Below are 19,067 nucleotides of genomic sequence, written 5' to 3' on the forward strand. Positions count from 1 at the left end.
TTCAACATCCAGAATCAAAAAAGCGGGGTAGAACCCCGCCTTTTTTCAATTCATCCAGATCAGGCCGCCAGGGCCGCTGCCACCGCGTTGATGGCGTCCTGTGCCTTGGCGCCATCGGGGCCGCCGGCCTGCGCCATATCCGGGCGTCCACCGCCGCCCTTGCCGCCGAGGGCCGCAGAGGCCGTGCGGACGATATCGACGGCGCTGAAACGGCCAGTTAGATCCTCGGTCACGGCAGCAACAGCACTTGCCTTGCCGTCTTCGGACACGGCGATCAGCAGCACGACGCCGGAGCCGATATTGGCCTTGGCTTCATCTGCAAGACCCTTGAGGTCTTTGGCATCGATGCCGGACAGGGATTTTGCGAGGAAATTGACGCCCGCAACCTGCTGTACGTCGTTTGCGCCGGCATCCGACGAGCCGCCGCCCATTGCGAGTTTCTTACGGGCATCCGCAAGCTCGCGCTCCAGCTTCTTGCGCTCGTCGAGAAGTCCCTCGACACGCGACAGCACATCGCCCGGCTGAACCTTCAGCGACGAGGCCAGTGCCTTTACGCGCTCATCCTGCTCGGAGAGATAAGCAAGCGCGCCCTGACCCGTTACGGCCTCAAGACGGCGCACGCCCGCACCGACGGCACTTTCGCCTAGAATGCGGATAAGGCCGATCTGGCCGGTTGCGGCAACATGGGTGCCGCCGCAAAGCTCGACCGAGTACGGACGGTTGGCTTTCGCACCGTGAACACCGGTGCCCATGGACACAACGCGGACTTCATCGCCGTATTTTTCGCCAAACAGTGCCATAGCACCCTCGGCGATGGCGTCGTCAACGCTCATCAGACGCGTCACGACAGGCGAGTTCTGCAAGACGATCTCGTTTGCCATTTCCTCGACGACCTTCAGCTCCTCGGCCGACATCGGCTTCGGATGCGAAACGTCAAAGCGCAGACGCTCGGGTGCGACCAGCGAACCCTTCTGAGCAACGTGCGTACCAAGCACCTCGCGCAGCGCCTCATGCAGCAGGTGGGTGGCGGAGTGGTTGGCGCGCAGACGCGAGCGGCGGTCGTGATCGACCGTCAGCTGCACGGCGTCATCGAGCTTCAATCCACCCTTGGACACCGTGCCGGAATGCACGAAGAGGCCCTCGCCCTTCTTCTGGGTTTCTGAAACGGTAAAGGTGCCGTTATCGCCAGAGATTACGCCGGTATCGCCCATCTGACCGCCGGACTCGCCATAAAATGGCGTCTGGTTGACGACGATCTGCACCGTCTCGCCCTCGGCAGCACTGTCCACCGACTTGCCGTCCTTGACGATCGCCTGAATGACGCCTTCGGCTGTTTCAGTGTCGTAACCGAGGAATTCGGTCGCGCCGAGCTTTTCCTTCAGTTCGAACCACACCGTTTCGGTCGCCTTGTCGCCGGAACCAGCCCAGTGCGAGCGTGCTTCCGCCTTCTGGCGCTGCATGGCATCGGTAAAGCCGGAAATATCGACGCCGATTTCGCGGGCGCGCAGCGCATCCTGCGTCAGATCGAGCGGGAAGCCATAGGTATCGTAAAGCTTGAAGGCGGTTTCGCCGTCCAGCATGTCGCCCTTGTGCAGAGTCGAAGTCGCGTCAGACAGCAGCGACAGGCCGCGTTCCAGCGTCTTGCGGAAACGGGTTTCCTCAAGCTTCAGCGTCTCGGAGATCAGCGCCTCGGCGCGAACCAGTTCCGGATAGGCGCGGCCCATCTGCTGTATCAGCGCCGGCAGCAGCTTGTAGATCAGCGGCTCGCGCGAACCGAGAAGCTCGGCATGGCGCATGGCGCGGCGCATGATGCGGCGCAGAACGTAACCACGGCCCTCATTCGACGGCAGAACGCCATCGGCGATCAGGAAAGCGGAGGAGCGCAGATGGTCGGCAATGACGCGGTGGCTGGCGCGCTTCTCGCCCTCTGCCGGAACGCCGGTCGCTTCGACGGAGGCCGAAATCAGCGCCCGGAACAGATCGGTGTCGTAATTGTCGTGTTTGCCCTGCAACAACGCCGAAATGCGCTCGAGACCCATGCCGGTGTCGATAGACGGGCGAGGCAGATCGATGCGCTCTTCCTTCGTCAGCTGCTCATATTGCATGAAGACGAGGTTCCAGATCTCGATGAAACGGTCGCCATCCTCTTCCGGCGAACCGGGCGGTCCGCCCCAGATATGATCGCCGTGGTCATAGAAGATTTCCGAGCAGGGACCGCACGGACCGGTATCGCCCATGGCCCAGAAATTATCGCTGGTCGGAATACGGATGATGCGATCGTCGGAGAAACCGGCGATCTTCTTCCAGAGATTAAAAGCCTCGTCGTCGGTGTGATAGACCGTGACCAGCAGACGGTTGCGATCGATGCCGAATTCCTTGGTGATCAGGTTCCAGGCATGGGTAATCGCCTCTTCCTTGAAATAGTCGCCAAAGGAGAAATTGCCGAGCATTTCGAAGAACGTATGGTGACGGGCCGTATAACCGACATTGTCGAGGTCGTTATGCTTGCCACCGGCGCGCACGCATTTCTGCGCCGAGGCGGCGGTGGAATAAGGACGGCTTTCGAGACCGGTGAAGACGTTCTTGAACTGCACCATGCCGGCATTGGTGAACATCAGCGTCGGATCGTTGCGCGGCACCAGCGGGCTGGAGGGCACAATCTCGTGTCCGTTCTTCTTGAAGTAGTCGAGAAAGGTCGACCGAATTTCATTCACACCGCTCATGCCCACACACCGCTCACAGCTGGAGTCCATCACCGCCATCCCGAATGATGGCTATCTTGCAAAATCAAAGGCTTTTATCGTCCGCATCCTGCCCTGTCCAGCCATGGAGGCGCACCAAGGCGTCTAGGCAAAGAAAAAGGGCCACGCGAGGAAAATCGCACGACCCTTTTGATCCATACCGGCTCATGCCGGCAAAGCCACCGGACGCGAACGCCCGGACCTTCGAATGCATCAGCCCTCGTCGGGACCGTCGTCGCTTTCGCCAGCTTCCGGGCCGCCATTCTGCAGGAACCGATCGGCGATCAGACCGGCGTTCTGGCGCAGCGCCAGTTCGATCTCGCTTGCCATTTCCGGATTGTCGCGCAGGAAGGTCTTGGCATTTTCACGCCCCTGTCCCAGACGCTGGCTGTTATAGGAGAACCATGCACCGGATTTCTCGACGATACCGGCTTTCACGCCGAGATCGACAAGCTCGCCGGTCTTGGAAACGCCTTCGCCATACATGATGTCGAATTCCACCTGCTTGAAAGGCGGTGCCATCTTGTTCTTGACGACCTTGACGCGGGTCTGGTTGCCGACAACCTCTTCACGCTCCTTGACGGCGCCGATACGGCGAATGTCGAGACGCACCGAGGCGTAGAATTTAAGCGCATTACCGCCCGTCGTCGTTTCCGGCGAACCGAACATGACGCCGATCTTCATGCGGATCTGGTTGATGAAGATCACCATGCACTTCGACTTGGAGATCGAGGCGGTCAGCTTGCGCAGCGCCTGGCTCATCAGACGTGCCTGAAGGCCCGGCAGGCTGTCGCCCATCTCGCCTTCGATTTCGGCACGCGGCGTCAGCGCCGCAACCGAGTCCACGACCAGAATGTCGACGGCACCGGAGCGCACCAGCGTATCGGTGATTTCAAGCGCCTGCTCGCCCGTATCCGGCTGCGAGATCAGAAGGTTCTGCAAATCCACACCGAGCTTGCGGGCATAGACCGGATCGAGCGCGTGCTCGGCATCCACGAAGGCGCAGATGCCGCCCTTCTTCTGGGCTTCCGCGATCGTCTGCAACGCAAGCGTCGTCTTACCGGAGCTTTCCGGGCCGTAAATCTCAACGATACGCCCCTTCGGCAGGCCGCCGATACCGAGCGCTATATCCAGGCTGAGAGAACCCGTCGAAATGGTCTCTACTTCAACCACGTTTTCATTGGAACCGAGCTTCATGATCGATCCCTTGCCGAACGACCGTTCGATCTGGGAGAGCGCCGCTTCCAGTGCCTTGCTTTTATCCACCGATTTATCCTCTACGAGACGCAAAGAATTTTGTGCCATCCGATCCACCTTTAGGTTATTGAAGCCGCACAGGCAATGAAGCAGTATGGAAATAGGATGTACTCTATTTGTTCTCATATCGCAAGGCGCAGCCAGCATATTGAAAACAAATAGCGATAAGTGGTTTGTTCTGCTTTCGTTTTTCCGGGTCCGGCCTATCGCTGCGAACCGGATGTGAAGGGGAACGAACAGAAGATTGGGACAGATCGTCCACCTTTTCCATCCGCGAAAGAGGGAAACACAAGCGTGAAGAAGATACTCGTTCTGGGCGGCGCGCATATAGACAGGCGCGGCATGATCGAGACTGAAACGGCGCCCGGCGCCAGCAATCCTGGCTCATGGATGGAAGAGGCTGGCGGCGGCGGTTTCAATGCGGCGCGCAATCTTTCCCGGCTCGGTTTTGCCGTCCGTATCATCGCACCGCGCGGCGGCGACGTGACCGGCGAAGCGGTGGCAGAGGCAGCAAGGCAGGCGGGCGTGGAAGATACGCCCTTCGTTTTCCTCGATCGCCGCACGCCAAGCTACACCGCCATTCTGGAGCGCGACGGCAATCTTGTCATCGCACTTGCGGATATGGACCTTTACAAGCTGTTTTCGCCGCGCCGCCTCAAAGTTCGCGCGGTGCGTGACGCGATTACCGCGAGCGACCTTCTGCTTTGCGATGCCAATCTGCCGGAGGATACGTTGAAGGCGCTCGGTCTCATTGCCCGCGCCTGCCAAAAGCCGCTCGCGGCCATCGCCATTTCGCCCGCCAAGGCGGTGAAACTGAAGGACATGCTCGCCGATATCGACATTCTCTTCATGAACGAGGCAGAGGCGCGCGCGCTGACGGGACAGACGGCAGACAATGTTCGCGACTGGCCGGGCATTCTCCGCAGGGCAGGCCTTGCCGGCGGCGTCATCACCCGTGGCGCAAGCGAAGTGGTAGCCTTCAACGCGACGCAAACCGCAAGCCTCCACCCACCCATCATCCGCGAGGTGAAAGACGTAACCGGCGCCGGAGACGCCATGGCGTCAGGTTATCTCGCGGCGATTACGGAGGGCAAAGCCATCACTGAGGCCCTGCGGCTGGGTGCCGCGGCGGCCGCCATCACCGTGCAATCGCCTTTCGCCACCGCCCAAGACCTGTCAAAAGACAGTGTCGAGACCATGTTGGGGCTTGTCCCCAAGGCCGAAATGCTGGCATGAACCCGTTTTTTTATAGTCTGGAACAAACAGAATGACCCGCCCCATCTCCCCGCTCCTGCCCATCGTCTATTCGCAAGAGGTTGCCGCTGCCAAACAGCGCGGCGCGCCGATCGTCGCGCTGGAATCGACCATCATCACCCACGGCATGCCCTATCCCGGCAATATCGAGATGGCTGAAGGCGTCGAACAGATCATCCGCGATCAGGGAGCCGTTCCGGCAACCATCGCCGTCATTCACGGTACGCTGCATATCGGCCTCGAGAAGGAGCAGCTCGAAGCGCTTGCCCAGACCACCGACGCCATGAAGGTCTCGCGCGCCGATATTGCCTTTGCGATTGCCGAGCGCCGCACCGGTGCCACGACAGTGGCAGCCACCATGATCGCCGCTGCCCGCGCCGGCATCCGCGTTTTCGCCACCGGCGGCATCGGCGGTGTACACAAGGGCGCGGAGGAGACCTTCGATATTTCCGCCGATCTGACCGAGCTTGCCAAAACCGGCGTGATCGTCGTCTGCGCCGGCGCCAAGGCCATTCTTGACATCCCGAAGACGCTGGAAGTTCTCGAAACCAACGGCGTGCCTGTCGTGACTTTCGGTTCGGAAGAGTTCCCGGCTTTCTGGTCGCGTTCTTCGGGCCTTCCCAGCCCGCTGTCGCTCAACAGCCCTGCAGCCATCGCCAATTTCCAGACGACCCGCGAACAGCTCGGCATCGATGGCGGTATGCTGATAGCCAATCCCGTGCCGGAAGAGGACGAAATTCCGCGCGAGGAGATGGAAATCTACATCAATCGCGCCATTTCCCACGCCGAGCGCGAGGACATCACCGGCAAGGCCGTCACGCCCTTCCTGCTCGGCGATATCTTCCGCCTGACCGACGGCCGCAGCCTCGCGACCAATATCGCGCTGGTACGCAACAATGCCCAGCTCGCAGCAGAGATTGCTGTGGCGCTGAACTAAGCGTTAGAGGCTGGATTATCCTCAAATTTGAGGATGATGGCAGGGTGAGAAGCATCCCAGTCATGCCGGACTTGATCACGCTGGCCCCCGGATCTGGTCCGGCGTTACGGATAATGTGTCGGACTGGGAACTTTGCTACCAATAAAAAAGCCCGGAAAGCTTTGCGCTTTCCGGGCTTTCATTTTCAGTTCCTGAACCTTATCAGTTCTGGGCGACCGGTCTTACCAGCGGTGTCACGCGGCGGATGGTGACGCGGCGGTTCTGCTGTTCCGGGCCGAGTGTCTGAACCTTCAGGTAACGCTCGCCGTAGCCTTGCGTCGCCAGGTTTTCCGGCGGAATGCCGTAAACATCGGTCAGGACATTGGCGACGGAAGCGGCACGCTCGTCGGAAAGAACGAGGTTGCTTTCATCCGAACCAACGGCATCGGTGTGGCCTTCGATCAGGAAGGTTTCCGCCGGGTTCTTTGCCAGCGCCTTGTTGATCGCATCCGCTACTTTCCGCAGCGAACGGGCCTGCGCCATCGGAATATCAGCGCTTCCAGTGGCAAATGTGATCGTATCGAGGTCGATACGGCGCACCTTGTCGCGGATACGGGCCGAATAACGCACTTCATCCAGCGAGTAGACACGCTCCACCGGCTCGACCGGCGGCTGCTCCAGGAAGCGGTAGTAATCGCGGTCCGGATCGCTCGACGTGTCGATGATGTAGTCACGAACCGGAATGCGCAGACGCATCGGCGGCAGATCGAGGCCGGGATCGCGATAGACATATTCACGGTCCGGTTCGTCCATCAGCTCCGGTGCATAGAACAGCACATATTCCCGGCCACGGTCATCGATGCGCGAACGCTGGATGACGTCGCCATAGCGGTTGCGGATCGTCACCACCTGCGTGCCGTCGCGACGCTCGACGGTCTCGCGGACACGTCCGCCGGGCAGGCGCTCGTAATAGGGCTCGCCGCCATCGCGGATGAAGCGCTGATTGTCGTCGCCGCGCACAACCACGCGGTCACCGAATTGCAGGATGATCGGCGCATCGCGATCCTGATCGCGCCGGCCGCCTTCGCGCGGCTGCCATTCCCGCGCACCTTCCGGCCGGTCATATTGCGGACGGCGGTCGACACGCTCGCCCTGCTGAGAGGTAATCGCCTCCATCTTTACGGGCGGCGGAGCCTTGCCTCCGGCAGCACCGGCGCGCTGCGCTTCGGCGTCGGAAGTCGGCACCTTCACGTCACCGGCCTGCTCACGCTCGCGGCGGCGTTGCTCGCGTGCCTGGTTGTTACCGGAGCGCTCCACTTCCTTGTCGCTGTCGAGAACGGCGGCACCCTTGTCGACGGGCAGAATGACGGTGTCGGCAGTCTTGGACGGGTCCTTGGCGATAGCCTTGGCCTTGTCCAGTTCCTGCTTCGTCGTCGGAGGCGCTTCCGTCTGCGGAATGGCGACCTGATTGGGAACGGCTTCGCCGGCAGGCGCCTGTCCTGTCGTGGCACCGCTTGGCGGCGGAGGTGTCGGAGTACCCGGCAGCGGCGCTGCAGGCTCCGTCTTGCCCTGGCCTTCTACCGGCTGCTTCTCAGAAGGCTGCTGGCCGGGCGCAGGATTGGGCTGAGCTTCCGGAGCCGGTGGCCGTGCCGGTGTCGGCGCTTCCGTTGGAACAGGAGCCTCCTTTACAGCTGGCTCAGGAGCCGCTGGCTTTTTCTCCGGAACGGCCTTTTCGGCGGGTTCCGATTTCGGTTCTGGTGCTGGAGCGGGCGCCTTTTCCTCTACCGGCTTTTTCTCGGCGGCGGGCTCGCGCTGTTTCGCCGGCTGCTCGGTATTTTCAGGGCGTGCGGCTGGCTGTTCGGCCGCCGGCTCCGGCTTGCGCGGACGTGCGGGGCGCTGCTCGCCCTCGCCTGCCGGCTGCTCGGCCCGAGCCGGTTTGCGCGGCCGCTCCTGCGGCTGCTGCTCGGCGGGTGCAGGTGCGGCTTCGGGCTCAGGCTGCGGGCGCTGCTTGCGGGCGGGTGGCTGTTCAGCTGGCGCCGGTTCCGGTTGAGCTTCGCGCTGCTGCGGTTGCCGTTTCGGTTCTGGCTGAGGCTCGCGTTGCGGCTCGGGCTGAGCTTCACGCTTGGGTTCAGGACGCGGTTCGGCCGGTGCGGCTTCAGCCTTCGGCTGTTCGCGCTGCGGTTCCGGAGCCTGCTCCTGCTTTTTCGGCTCTGGCTCTGGTTTCGGCTGCGCCTCTTCTGCTTGCTGGCGTTGCTTGCGCAGCAGCTCTTCCGGGTTCTGCTCCTCCGCCTGCGGCTGCGCCTGCGCCAATATCACGGGGGCCTGTGCCTGGGGCATTTGCGTTTGCGTCCGTGCGGCGCCGGCATAACCGGCGGCGGCCGGCTCCACCGCGATCGCCAGCGACATGAGGGGGAAAACCACCCCCGTCAGCAATGTGTTCTTCTTCAGCATCGGTGCTTCCTCATCTGCCAATCGTTGTACGCCGCTTATGCCGCGACATTGTGAATCCGGCCGCGCGTGCAGGCGCTGGTCAACGCCTTGCATACGCTTCGGTTCCCATGATGACCAAAGCGTTCTGTACCGGAAATGAACAGATCAAGGCCATTTCGTGAAAGCTCCGCGACGAAAAAGAGGGCGCTAATATTGCAGTTGCATTTTTTGACCAACCGGACGAATAATTGCCGCGCGCTGAAGGCCACGAATGTCAAACCGTTCTGTTGCGCCTGCGCTCACGACGTCCGCACTGAAAACAACAACAGACTGCGGATGAACGACCAAAAGAGAGGATCGAAATGCCTATTTCCACCCGTCTGCTCGCAGCCGTATCGATTGCCGCCATCTCCCTGTTTTCCGGCGCGGCCCTCGCGCAGGACAAGATCGTCATCGGCACGGAAGGCGCCTACCCGCCCTTCAACAATCTGGAAGCCGACGGTACGTTGACCGGCTTCGACATCGACATCGCCAAGGCGCTGTGCGTCGAAATGAAGGCTGAATGCACCTTCGTCACCAATGGACTGGGACGGCATCATCCCCGCCCTGCAGGCAAAGAAGTTCGACGCCATCATCGCGTCCATGTCGATCACGCCGGAGCGTCTCCAGAAGGTCGATTTCTCCAAGAAATATTACAACACCCCGCCGGCAATCGCCGTACCGAAGGATTCGCCGATCAAGTCCGTCGACGACCTCAAGGGCAAGTCGCTCGGCGCGCAGGGTTCCACGACCCACTCCAACTATGCCGAAAAGCACTTCCCGGGTTCCGACCTGAAAATGTACCCGACCGCCGACGAATATAAACTCGACATCGCCAACGGCCGCATCGACGCCGTCATCGACGATATCGTCGTCCTGTCGGAGTGGCTGAAGTCGGATGCAGGCAAGTGCTGCAAGATCCTGACGCCGCTTCCGGTGGATGTCGAGATCAACGGCAATGGTGCAGGCGTAGCCGTTCGCAAGGGCGATACGGCGCTCGCCGACAAGTTCACGGCTGCCATCGCCGGCATCCGCGCCAACGGGAAGTACCAGGAAATCAACAAGAAATACTTCGATTTCGACGTTTACGGCCAGTAAGCGGCGCGTCGCCTGTTGAAATCTGGTGGCGGAAGGCTTGCCCTTCCGCCATTTTTGTTTGAAAACGTAACCATAACAATCACGGCGTCTTAAGACCGCGGGGGAAAACTGGCATGAGCGGAGCATTTTCCGCCATAGGTGCGTTCTGGACCTATGTCTCGACACTTCTCGACCCTTTCTGTGGGCCGGTCGGTCTCTTCACGCTTTTCGGAAACGGCACCCTCGTCACCTGTGGCGATGCCGGCTGGGGCGACGAAATCGCCTTCGGCGTCAAGGTAACGATCTCGCTGGCGCTCGCCACCCTGCCCGTCGGGCTTGTGATCGGTTTCCTCATTGCGCTCGCCGCGCAATCGGAGGAAAAATCGCTGCGACTGGCGGCCGGTGTCTATACCACCATCTTCCGCGGCCTGCCGGAACTCCTGACGCTGTTCATCGTCTATTACGGCATACAGATGCTGCTGCAATCGGCCGCCGGTTATGTCGGGATAACCGGCCCGGTAGAGATCAACGCCTTCGTGGCGGGCATGGTCGCGCTGTCAGTGGTGTTTTCGTCCTATTCCTCGGAAGTGTTGCTATCCGCCTTCAAGGCCATCCCAAAGGGCCAATATGAGGCGGGCCATGCACTCGGCCTCTCGCGCGGCCACACCATGGTGCTCGTCATCATTCCGCAGCTGGTCAGGATCGCCCTGCCCGGCATGACCAACCTTTGGGTCATCCTGCTCAAGGATACCTCTTACGTCTCGATCATCGGCCTTGCCGATATCGTGCGCCAGACCGGCATCGCTGCCCGCGTCAGCAAGGAAGCCTTCTTCTTCTACGGCATCGCCTGTCTGCTCTACCTCATCCTCGCTCTGCTCTCCTCCATCGGCATCGGCTTCATCGATCGCTGGTCGCGCAAGTCGGAGGCAAGCCGATGAGCCATGTTCAGGAACTCATTCCGCCGCGCCCCGCGCCGGTTGCCACAGACAAGCCCCTCAACATATCGCGCGTCGTCGGCATCGCCGTCATAACGCTCTGGCTGCTGCTGGCCGCCGGGCTGATCTTTGCGATGATCGAAGGCTGGGACTGGGCGAAATTCGAACGTTACGGGCCGCGTTATATCGATGGCCTCATCACCACCATTACGCTAGTTGGCAGTTCGATCATCCTCGGCGCACTTCTCTCGGTGCCGATCGCCTTCGCCCGCATGTCGGAAAATCGCGTCATCAGCGCGCTGGCCTATGCCTATGTCTACGTTTTTCGCAGCACCCCGCTGCTGGCGCAGCTTTTCCTGATCTATTACGGCCTCGGCAGTTTCCGTCAGGGGCTGGAAACCGTTGGCCTGTGGTGGTTCTTCCGCGAGGCCTGGTATTGCGGCCTCTTGTCGCTCACCCTCAACACCGCCGCCTATCAGGCCGAAATTCTGAGGGGCGCGATCCGAAGCGTGCCACGCGGCCAGATTGAAGGTGCCGCCTCGCTCGGCCTGTCGAAATTCATCACCTTCCGCAAGGTCATTCTGCCGCAGGCCCTCATCGTGGCTCTGCGCCCCTACGGCAACGAGATCATCCTGATGATCAAGGGTTCGGCAGTGGTCTCCATCGTCACGGTCTTCGACCTGATGGGACAGACGCGCTACGCCTTCTCCCGCACATTCGATTATCAGGCCTATCTCTGGGCGGCGATCTTCTACCTGACGATCGTCGAGACGCTCCGGCATGTCTGGGCATGGCTCGAAGCCCGCCTGACGCGCCATCTCAAGCGCTAGGGACACCGTTGGCAGCACTCAACAGAGAAGACTGCCAACATTTTGAAAAATATAACTATTTTGTGACAACCCAGACCTTTGACAAGGTTGGGTTAACCCTGTCGTGTTCCCATATCAGATACAGCGACAACGCTGTGATCGGCAATCATGAGAACGGGAACAGCCGACATGAACAAGGAAATGGAAATGATGCTGAGGGGCTACGGCCTCACCACCGCCCAGATTTTTTATCGCATGCCGGACCATCCGCTGGTTCTCCAGACCTATGTCTGGCAGGACTATGATCTCGCCCCGGATTTCCCCGAAATGCACGGTTTCCTCAAATTCTGGCAGGAAAAGCTAGACGGTCCGTTGCACTCGGTCCGCTATGTGCACCGGCAGGTGATCTCGGCGCAGGAATGGCGCGCATTGAAAGGAGAGTTCATTCTCCACTGAGGCCCATCGCCACATAAGCATTGCGCCCGTCCGTCTTGCGGCTTACAGCAGACTTCAACTGAAGATGCTGACGGATACTGCACGATGACGAAGAACCAGAAAATTGACGAAGAGGCGCTTGCCGAAGCCTATAACCGCGCGCTCGCGCATGAAAAGGCCGGCGATGTTGACGCGGCGGTGAAGGCCTATGAAGAGGTTCTGGCCATCGATCCGGACGATCACGGTGGCGCAGCCGTTCGCATCGCCGCCATGGGCCGCGGCGAACCGCCTTCCAAAGCGCCCGACGCCTATGTCGAAACCCTGTTCGACCAGCACGCCGAAGCCTTCGAGGATATTCTTGTCGAACAGCTCGGTTATGCAGTGCCGATGATGGTGCGCCAGCGCCTGCAAACGCTTGAACTCGGCCCCTTCAAGCGCCTGCTCGATCTCGGCTGCGGCACCGGCCTCACCGGCGAAGCGCTGCGCGACATGGCTGATGACATCACCGGCATCGACATTTCCGAAAACATGGTCGAGATCGCCCATGAGAAGGACCTCTACGAGACGCTCTATGTCGCCGAAGCCGAGGACTTTCTCGAAGACAATGACGACGAGCCCTTCGACATCATCACCGCAACCGATGTGCTGCCCTATCTCGGCGCGCTGGAACCGCTGTTTTTCGGCGCCGCTGAAAACCTCGTCCCTGGTGGCCTGCTGATCTTCTCGTCGGAAACGCTGCCCGAAGCAACCATGGCCGGACGCCCCTATATGGTAGGCCCGCACCAGCGTTTCGCCCACGCCGAAACCTATGTTCGGGAAAGACTGGCAGCGACCGGTTTCGACATAGTCGAAGTCACCGATATCAACGTGCGCATGCAGGACGGCAACCCCACACCCGGCCATCTGGTGATTGCCAGGCTCAAGGGCTGAGGTAGAGGCAAGCGCTCCTGACATGGAGCGCTTGCCTGAATCAATCTCTCAGCAACAACAGCCAGACGATTGAAGAGACTCAGCTTTCGCCCGGATCAACTCGCTTTCGGACGCCAGACGATATCGGTAACCTTGAGTTTCTTCGGCACGATTTTCAGATCGTAGAACTCGTCGGCCAGCGCCTGCTGATAGCTGATGGCCTCATCCGAAACCAGCGAGACACGCCCCAGATCCGCTCCCGGACGCGTCAGCGACACCTTGGTTACATCCTGCGGGACGCCGGTTATCGCCGCCAGCAATTTTGCAGTCTCATCGATGTTGGCCTGAGCCTTTGCGCCGACGCTTGCGAGTTCCTTGAGGAGCAGCGGCACGAGGTCGGGATTGCTTTCCACGAAGTCGCCATTGGCGAGGAAATAGCTCCAGGGATCGACAATACCTTCGGCAGTCGCGAGAACTCGTGTCGTCGGCTCCTTTTCCGCCACGGCAAAATAAGGATCCCAGATCGACCAGGCATCGATGCTGCCGCTGCGGAAAGCGGCCGCCGCATCCGGCGGGGCAAGGTCGATGGATGTTATGTCGTTCAGCGTCAGACCGGCCTTTCGCAATGCTTTGACAGTAACGTTATGGGCGCTGGAGCCGCGCTTGAAAGCCACCTTCTTGCCCTTGAGGTCGGCCAGCGTCTTCAGCGGCGGATCCTTCTGCACAAGGATTGCCGATCCGCCGGCGGCGCCCTTGTAAGTTCCCACATAGCGCAGATTGCCACCGGCAGCCTGCGCGAAAAGTGGCGGCACATCGCCCGTCGGTCCGATATCCAGCGCACCTGCGCCCAACGCTTCAAGAAGCGGCGGCCCGGAGGAGAACTCCGACCATTTGACCTCAATGCCGCGATCCTTCAACAGCGCTTCAAGCGCGCCCTGGCTCTTTGCCAACGCGATCACGCCATTCTTCTGCCAGCCGATCCGTAATGTGGTGGTCGCGGCTCCAGCCCGCCGGATATGCGGCAGGAACGCCGCCCCCGTTGCACCCGCAATCAGTCCCAATGTTCCGCGTCGTGTGAGCATGTGGATATCCTTCGCTGTTGCCATCATCAGATATACAAAGCGTAGATATTCGAGTGATTTTATCAAAATCCCACTTTGCGCGGCACGAGTGCAAAGAGAATTGAATGTGCTAATTTGCCGTCGCAGGCGGAATAAGATTGCCTGGCCGCCTCGGCACGCCAGGAGTGTGCATTCCCCGGACAACCGCCGGATGGCCGACTTGAGTGCTTGCGGAAAAGCAAACTGCCCAACGAAAAATGCCCTCCCCGGCAGCCGGAAAGGGCATTATTCAAAAAGCCTGATCAGCCGGGATCATTCCTCGCCGGATTTGGGATTATCCAGCAGCATGTAATCGAGCGGCAGTTCCGTCGTATATTTGATCTGTTCCATCGCAAAGGCAGACGACACGTCACGAATTTCGATCTTGGCGATCATGCGCTTGTAGAAGGCGTCATAGGCCGCGATGTCAGGCACGACAACGCGCAGCAGATAATCGACATCGCCGCTCATGCGGTAAAACTCGACGACTTCGGGGAACTCGGACACCACCTCGGAAAACCGCTTCAGCCATTCGATGGAATGGGAGGCAGTGCGGATGGAGACGAAAACGGTGACCTTGGTGTTGACCTTGACCGGATCCAGCAGCGCCACGCGCCGGCGGATGACACCGTCCTCTTCCATCTTCTGGATACGCCGCCAACAGGGCGTCGTGGAAAGGCCGACCTTTTTCGCCAGATCAGCGACAGCCAGCGTGGAATCCTCTTGCAGAATGCGCAAAATCTTACGGTCTAGGCGATCCAATGCGTCTACCCTCCTGAATTAATTTCCTTTCAATACACTAATTTTTAGAGAAAAACAGAAAATTGTTTCACTAAAGTCGCATTTCCACATGTTCTCGCAGAACAGGAAGCAGCTCCTCGGTAAACCACGGATTCTTCTTCAGCCAGCCGGTGTTGCGCCAGCTGGGATGCGGCAGCGGCAAAATGGCCGGTCCCGAATTTGAATGAAAATAGCTGCGCCAGTCGTACACGGTCTCGGTCATGGTTTTCCGCCGTCTTTCGCCGAGATGAAAGGCCTGGGCATATTGACCGATGGCAAGGACCAGCTCCACCTGCGGCATCGCCGCCAGCACCTTCTCCCGCCATTGCGGCGCACATTCGCGTCGAGGCGGCAGGTCACTGCCCTTGTCGTCATAGCCGGGGAAACAGAACCCCATGGGCACAATAGCGAAGCGGTCCGGATCGTAGAATGTCTCACGATCAACATTCAGCCACTGGCGCAGCCTGTCGCCGGAAGCATCGTTGAAAGGCACACCCGTTTCATGCACGCGAAGCCCGGGCGCCTGTCCTGCAATCATGATACGCGCCTTGGTCGACATCACCACGACCGGTCGGGGTTCGTGCGGCAGGCGTCCGTAGGTCGGGGTGTCGCGACAGATGCGACAGAGGGCAATCGCGCCCCTCAGCCCGTCGTCATTCATCGGCAGGGCTCGATCCGCCTCAGCCATGATTCCATCCCAGAAGATGACGGATGATGGTGAGGAAACCTGCGGCGGGCGTTTGCAAATCCGCTGCGCGATGTTCGCGCCGCCACTCCGCCGGTTTTTCGAATTCTCCAGCCCATATGCCGCGAGCTTCTTTGCGCGCCAGCCCCTGTTCGCCGGAGAACTGGAAATAACCTGACGCGATGGCAAAACCCGACGCCACCATTTCCGAGGACACGTCCCGGTCTCCCGCCGAGCAATAGACCAGCAGACGTCCGTAACGGTCCCTGGAACTGCCGGAACAGGAAAAGGTCGTGCCTTCGATCATCTGTTGCAGAACGCGGCGCGCCTCCGCGCCGCATGGCCAGGTTTCGCTGCCGCGCCGGCACGTCTGCGAAAGCTCCGGCGCATCGATGCCGAGCAGCCGGAACCGGTCCTCGCCCTTTGAAAGCGTATCGCCATCGATCACAAAGAAACGGCCGGTATGGGTCTCGCTATTGATCTGATCGAGCTTGGCGGCAATCAGAATGCCGAGAAAAACGGTGGCAAGGAAAAGCCCGCCGTCGCGAAACGTCGAGAAAAAGCCGCGCCTGCCTCCATTTCGTCTCATGTCACAACAAACCCTTGTCAGAAATGGCAAACAAATCCTTTCACGGCAGCATCTTCTTAAGATTTTGTGCGTAGCCTGCAAAGGGTTCATGTCACCTGCGTTGTAACAATGAGTAAAAGCGTCAGCACGTCCACCGATAAGATCATCGTCGACCGTTCACGAAAGCACCGTAACAAGGCTGTTTTCGACACGGTGAAGACGACGCGTGAACGCTTGCAGCAAGGCGCTGGCGGCAGCGAAGCCTATGAACGTGAAATGCTGACGATGCACATCGCAGAAGCCCTTCAGGGCGCGATGGTCATGCCGCTTTTCATCGTATTCGCCTCCATCATCGGTTTGTATATCACGGGTGACATAGGGCTGATCATCTGGTCGCTCATTGCGCTGAGTTTCCATGCCATGTCTCTGGTGCTGGCCAAAAGAGCCGCCAAACAGGGGATAACGGCCGAAAATCTGCCGAAGTGGCGCAATCTCTTCCTTGCCATGCAGATCCTCATCGGTTGCGCCTGGGCAATGTTCGCCTTGGCCGAACCGGTGCGCAACAACCCGACACTCGTTATTTTCTTCAAGGGCGCGACGCTGCTGATCGCGCTTTCGCTTACCGCCATGGCCAATTTCATGCTGCGGCGGGCCACCTTCATGACCTTCCTGCCGGTGCTGGCGGCGCTGTGCGTCACCTCCGTCGTCTCCCGCGATCCCTTCGATGTTGGCCTCGCCCTGATGTTCGGCATGGCGATTCTTTTCTGTCATCGCATCACCAGCAGGCTTTACCAGACCAGCATCAAGCTGCTGTCGTCGCAGACTGAAAAAGATGATCTGATCGCCGAACTCGAAGTCGCCAACTCGATGTCGGATGAGGCGCGGCGGCGTGCGGAAGAGGCCAATCTGGCGAAATCGCGCTTTCTCGCCTCCATGTCGCACGAGCTGCGAACCCCGCTCAACGCTATTCTCGGCTTCTCCGAAGTCATGTCAGCAGAGGTGCTCGGTCCGCTCAACAATCCGCTCTATAAGGAATATTCCGGCGACATCCACCGTTCCGGCCAGCATCTGCTCGACCTCATCAACGAAATCCTCGACCTGTCGCGTATCGAGGCCGGTCGCTACGACCTCAATGAAGAAGCGGTCTCGATGCTTGAAATCGCCGAAGATTGCATCGGCATGATCCAGCTTCGCGCCCGCGCCAAGACCATCAGGATTTCGCAGCAGTTTGAAAGCAGCCTGCCGCAGGTCTGGGCGGATGAAAAATCGATCCGCCAGGTCATCCTCAACCTGCTCTCCAACGCCGTCAAATTCACCCCGCAGGGCGGTGAAATCCTCGTGAAGGCAGGCTGGACGGCGGGTGGCGGGCAATATGTGTCGATCAAGGACAACGGCCCCGGCATTCCAGAGGAAGAAATCCCCGTGGTGTTGTCTGCCTTCGGTCAGGGATCGATCGCGATCAAGAGCGCCGAACAGGGAACCGGGCTCGGCCTGCCCATCGTTCAGGCCATCCTTGCCAAGCATGACGGCCAGTTCATCCTGAAATCGAAATTGCGTGAAGGCACCGAAGGCATCGCCATCCTGCCGGCAAAACGCGTGCTGCAAAGCCTGCCAGCCGTGGAGGAAACCCACGCCATCCAGCCACGCCGCCGGTCCTTCGCCTAAGCGTCAAATCTGCCGTTCAGAAGAACAGCGTCGTCACCAGCGAATAAAGCACGAAAAATCCGTTTGCCGTCAAAAGGCAGAAGACGGCGAAGGAACCGAGATCCTTGGCGTGCCGCCCGACGGAAGAAATTTCCGGCGAGATGCGATCCACCAACTCCTCAATCGCGGTATTGAGCGCCTCGACCGCGAACAAAAGCAGCATCAGCACCGTAAAGACGAGAAGATGCGCAAACGGCGCGCGGGCGACCAGAAGCAGGGCAAGGCCGACGCCGAAGGCGAGAACCTCGTGCCGGAACGCCGCTTCCTGCCACAGCCGTCCAAGCCCCTGCAAGGAATAGCGGGCAGCAGCAAAAAGATGCCGCCATCCCTTTTCCTTGCGAAAGGCAGGTTCCGGTTGCTTCTTCTGCGGCGTTGCGTCCATCTTGGGCCTCAATGCTCAGTGTGGGAATGGGTACCAGTATCGACACCGGCAGCTTCGAAAGTCGCCATGCCGGAATGGCAGGCGGCGGCAGCCTTGACGATGCCGGCGGCCAAAGCGGCACCCGTGCCCTCGCCAAGCCGCATGCCCAGCGCCAGAAGCGGCGTTTTGCCAAGTTTCTCGACGGCAGCCAGATGGCCCGGTTCACCGGAGACATGGCCGATCAGGCAATGGTCGAGCGCCGAAGGATTGGCAGCCTTCAACAGCGCGGCAGCGGCAGTCGCCACATAACCGTCGATCAGCACGGGAATGCGCTGCACGCGCGCGGCAAGGATCGCGCCGGCAATCGCCGCAATCTCACGGCCACCAAGACGGCGCATGATTTCGAGCGGATCGGACAGATGGTCCTTGTGGAACTCGACGGCAGCCTTCACCGCCGCGATCTTGCGCGCCATGACCTCGCCTTCGGAGCCGGTACCGGGACCGGTCCATTCTTCAGCCGTACCGCCATAGAGCGCCAGATTGATCGCCGCTGCGATGGTCGTGTTGCCGATGCCCATTTCGCCAACGCAGAGAAGGTCGGTACCGCCAGCAATCGCCTCCATGCCGAAGGCCATGGTGGCGGCGCAATCGCGCTCGGAAAGGGCAGGCTCGCAGGTGATGTCGCCGGTCGGGTAGTCAAGTGCCAGATCGAAAATCTTCAGACCGAGATCGTTGGTGACGCAAATCTGGTTGATCGCCGCACCGCCTGCCGCAAAATTCTCCACCATCTGCTGCGTCACGGACGTCGGATAGGGCGTGATGCCGTGCCGGGTGACGCCATGATTGCCGGCGAAAATCGCCACCAGCGGACGGGTGACGGCGGGCGAGCGACCCGACCATGCGGCAAGCCACATGGCGATTTCTTCCAGCCGACCGAGCGAACCGGCCGGTTTCGTCAGTTGCGCATTGCGCTCCTTGGCCGCGACCAGCGCATGCGTATCCGGGCCGGGAAGCTCGCGCAGCAGCGCGCGGAAATCGTCGAAGGGCAATCCGCTCATGCTCATGGT

The 19,067-nt window shown here is 60.1% G+C and carries 16 protein-coding genes and 1 pseudogene; 8 read left to right on the forward strand and 9 right to left on the reverse strand.

Annotated features, from left to right (window positions below; all coding sequences use genetic code 11):
* Positions 1–59 precede the first annotated feature (59 nt).
* Both alaS and recA read right to left on the reverse strand, forming a co-directional pair.
* Positions 60–2,723: an alanine--tRNA ligase gene (alaS, locus tag RBH71_RS21485; protein ID WP_003516058.1), complete on the reverse strand. Its 2,664-nt coding sequence runs from the start codon at positions 2,721–2,723 to the stop codon at positions 60–62.
* Between the two features lie 231 nt (positions 2,724–2,954).
* Positions 2,955–4,046: a recombinase RecA gene (recA, locus tag RBH71_RS21490; RefSeq protein WP_003516062.1), complete on the reverse strand. Its 1,092-nt coding sequence runs from the start codon at positions 4,044–4,046 to the stop codon at positions 2,955–2,957.
* A 246-nt stretch (positions 4,047–4,292) separates the two neighbouring features.
* Between recA and RBH71_RS21495 the strand changes: the two genes are divergently transcribed.
* Together RBH71_RS21495 and RBH71_RS21500 are read left to right on the forward strand one after the other, a co-directional pair.
* On the forward strand, positions 4,293–5,234 hold the full coding sequence (locus RBH71_RS21495) for a carbohydrate kinase family protein (RefSeq protein WP_003516063.1): 942 nt from the start codon (positions 4,293–4,295) through the stop codon (positions 5,232–5,234).
* Between the two features lie 31 nt (positions 5,235–5,265).
* Entirely contained in the window at positions 5,266–6,189 is a 924-nt protein-coding gene (locus RBH71_RS21500) for a pseudouridine-5'-phosphate glycosidase (RefSeq protein WP_003516064.1), read from the forward strand.
* Positions 6,190–6,390: 201 nt separating this feature from the next.
* Here the strand turns inward: RBH71_RS21500 and RBH71_RS21505 are convergent, their stop codons facing one another.
* The gene (locus RBH71_RS21505) at positions 6,391–8,619 is read right to left on the reverse strand and encodes an OmpA family protein (protein WP_003516065.1); all 2,229 of its coding nucleotides are present in this window, start codon (positions 8,617–8,619) and stop codon (positions 6,391–6,393) included.
* A 341-nt stretch (positions 8,620–8,960) separates the two neighbouring features.
* On the opposite strand from RBH71_RS21505, the pseudogene RBH71_RS21510 reads away from it, so the two are divergent.
* From RBH71_RS21510 to RBH71_RS21530, 5 genes and pseudogenes are all read left to right on the forward strand, one after another.
* Positions 8,961–9,735 (forward strand): annotated as a pseudogene (locus RBH71_RS21510) (ABC transporter substrate-binding protein).
* A 113-nt stretch (positions 9,736–9,848) separates the two neighbouring features.
* Positions 9,849–10,652: an ABC transporter permease gene (locus RBH71_RS21515; protein ID WP_003516067.1), complete on the forward strand. Its 804-nt coding sequence runs from the start codon at positions 9,849–9,851 to the stop codon at positions 10,650–10,652.
* Positions 10,649–11,479, forward strand: a complete 831-nt coding sequence (locus tag RBH71_RS21520) for an ABC transporter permease (protein WP_003516068.1) — start codon at positions 10,649–10,651, stop codon at positions 11,477–11,479. The genes RBH71_RS21515 and RBH71_RS21520 overlap by 4 nt, the downstream gene beginning before the upstream one ends.
* Before the next feature lie 168 nt (positions 11,480–11,647).
* Positions 11,648–11,914 (forward strand): usg protein, encoded by a 267-nt coding sequence (locus tag RBH71_RS21525; RefSeq protein WP_003516070.1) that lies wholly within the window; start codon positions 11,648–11,650, stop codon positions 11,912–11,914.
* Positions 11,915–11,998: 84 nt separating this feature from the next.
* Entirely contained in the window at positions 11,999–12,823 is an 825-nt protein-coding gene (locus RBH71_RS21530; RefSeq protein WP_003516072.1) for a class I SAM-dependent DNA methyltransferase, read from the forward strand.
* Between the two features lie 95 nt (positions 12,824–12,918).
* Here RBH71_RS21530 and RBH71_RS21535 read toward each other — a convergent pair whose 3' ends face one another.
* The 4 genes from RBH71_RS21535 to RBH71_RS21550 all read right to left on the reverse strand — a co-directional run bounded on the left by RBH71_RS21535 (position 12,919) and on the right by RBH71_RS21550 (position 15,956).
* Positions 12,919–13,884: an aliphatic sulfonate ABC transporter substrate-binding protein gene (locus RBH71_RS21535; protein WP_323687485.1), complete on the reverse strand. Its 966-nt coding sequence runs from the start codon at positions 13,882–13,884 to the stop codon at positions 12,919–12,921.
* Between the two features lie 291 nt (positions 13,885–14,175).
* Positions 14,176–14,664, reverse strand: a complete 489-nt coding sequence (locus RBH71_RS21540; protein ID WP_003507846.1) for an Lrp/AsnC family transcriptional regulator — start codon at positions 14,662–14,664, stop codon at positions 14,176–14,178.
* A 70-nt stretch (positions 14,665–14,734) separates the two neighbouring features.
* Positions 14,735–15,370 carry a uracil-DNA glycosylase family protein gene (locus tag RBH71_RS21545; RefSeq protein WP_003516076.1) on the reverse strand — a complete coding sequence of 212 codons (636 nt, stop codon included), beginning with the start codon at positions 15,368–15,370 and terminating at the stop codon, positions 14,735–14,737.
* Positions 15,363–15,956 (reverse strand): thermonuclease family protein, encoded by a 594-nt coding sequence (locus RBH71_RS21550; protein WP_323687486.1) that lies wholly within the window; start codon positions 15,954–15,956, stop codon positions 15,363–15,365. Before RBH71_RS21550 ends, RBH71_RS21545 begins: the two co-directional genes overlap by 8 nt.
* 108 nt (positions 15,957–16,064) lie before the next feature.
* Here RBH71_RS21550 and pdhS2 point away from each other — a divergent pair, with 108 nt between their 5' ends.
* Positions 16,065–17,600, forward strand: coding sequence for a two-component system sensor histidine kinase PdhS2 (pdhS2, locus tag RBH71_RS21555; RefSeq protein ID WP_111801625.1), 1,536 nt, complete (start codon positions 16,065–16,067; stop codon positions 17,598–17,600).
* A gap of 16 nt (positions 17,601–17,616) precedes the next feature.
* On the opposite strand, the gene RBH71_RS21560 is transcribed toward pdhS2, so the two are convergent.
* Both RBH71_RS21560 and cobT read right to left on the reverse strand, forming a co-directional pair.
* Positions 17,617–18,021: a diacylglycerol kinase gene (locus tag RBH71_RS21560; protein WP_003516084.1), complete on the reverse strand. Its 405-nt coding sequence runs from the start codon at positions 18,019–18,021 to the stop codon at positions 17,617–17,619.
* Between the two features lie 8 nt (positions 18,022–18,029).
* Positions 18,030–19,064 carry a nicotinate-nucleotide--dimethylbenzimidazole phosphoribosyltransferase gene (cobT, locus tag RBH71_RS21565; RefSeq protein WP_003516086.1) on the reverse strand — a complete coding sequence of 345 codons (1,035 nt, stop codon included), beginning with the start codon at positions 19,062–19,064 and terminating at the stop codon, positions 18,030–18,032.
* Positions 19,065–19,067 lie beyond the last annotated feature (3 nt).

It is taken from the genome of Rhizobium sp. AN68 (assembly GCF_030758035.1).
Lineage (GTDB): Bacteria > Pseudomonadota > Alphaproteobacteria > Rhizobiales > Rhizobiaceae > Agrobacterium > Agrobacterium tumefaciens.

Excerpts from the sequence above, each read along its gene's own strand:
- alaS (WP_003516058.1), bottom strand. The coding sequence starts at position 2,723 with ATGAGCGGTGTGAATGAAATTCGGTCGACCTTTCTCGACTACTTCAAG.
- recA (WP_003516062.1), bottom strand. The coding sequence starts at position 4,046 with ATGGCACAAAATTCTTTGCGTCTCGTAGAGGATAAATCGGTGGATAAA.
- RBH71_RS21500 (WP_003516064.1), top strand. The coding sequence starts at position 5,266 with ATGACCCGCCCCATCTCCCCGCTCCTGCCCATCGTCTATTCGCAAGAG.
- RBH71_RS21505 (WP_003516065.1), bottom strand. The coding sequence starts at position 8,619 with ATGCTGAAGAAGAACACATTGCTGACGGGGGTGGTTTTCCCCCTCATG.
- RBH71_RS21515 (WP_003516067.1), top strand. The coding sequence starts at position 9,849 with ATGAGCGGAGCATTTTCCGCCATAGGTGCGTTCTGGACCTATGTCTCG.
- RBH71_RS21520 (WP_003516068.1), top strand. The coding sequence starts at position 10,649 with ATGAGCCATGTTCAGGAACTCATTCCGCCGCGCCCCGCGCCGGTTGCC.
- RBH71_RS21525 (WP_003516070.1), top strand. The coding sequence starts at position 11,648 with ATGAACAAGGAAATGGAAATGATGCTGAGGGGCTACGGCCTCACCACC.
- RBH71_RS21530 (WP_003516072.1), top strand. The coding sequence starts at position 11,999 with ATGACGAAGAACCAGAAAATTGACGAAGAGGCGCTTGCCGAAGCCTAT.
- RBH71_RS21535 (WP_323687485.1), bottom strand. The coding sequence starts at position 13,884 with ATGCTCACACGACGCGGAACATTGGGACTGATTGCGGGTGCAACGGGG.
- RBH71_RS21545 (WP_003516076.1), bottom strand. The coding sequence starts at position 15,370 with ATGGCTGAGGCGGATCGAGCCCTGCCGATGAATGACGACGGGCTGAGG.
- RBH71_RS21550 (WP_323687486.1), bottom strand. The coding sequence starts at position 15,956 with ATGAGACGAAATGGAGGCAGGCGCGGCTTTTTCTCGACGTTTCGCGAC.
- pdhS2 (WP_111801625.1), top strand. The coding sequence starts at position 16,065 with ATGAGTAAAAGCGTCAGCACGTCCACCGATAAGATCATCGTCGACCGT.
- RBH71_RS21560 (WP_003516084.1), bottom strand. The coding sequence starts at position 18,021 with ATGGACGCAACGCCGCAGAAGAAGCAACCGGAACCTGCCTTTCGCAAG.
- cobT (WP_003516086.1), bottom strand. The coding sequence starts at position 19,064 with ATGAGCATGAGCGGATTGCCCTTCGACGATTTCCGCGCGCTGCTGCGC.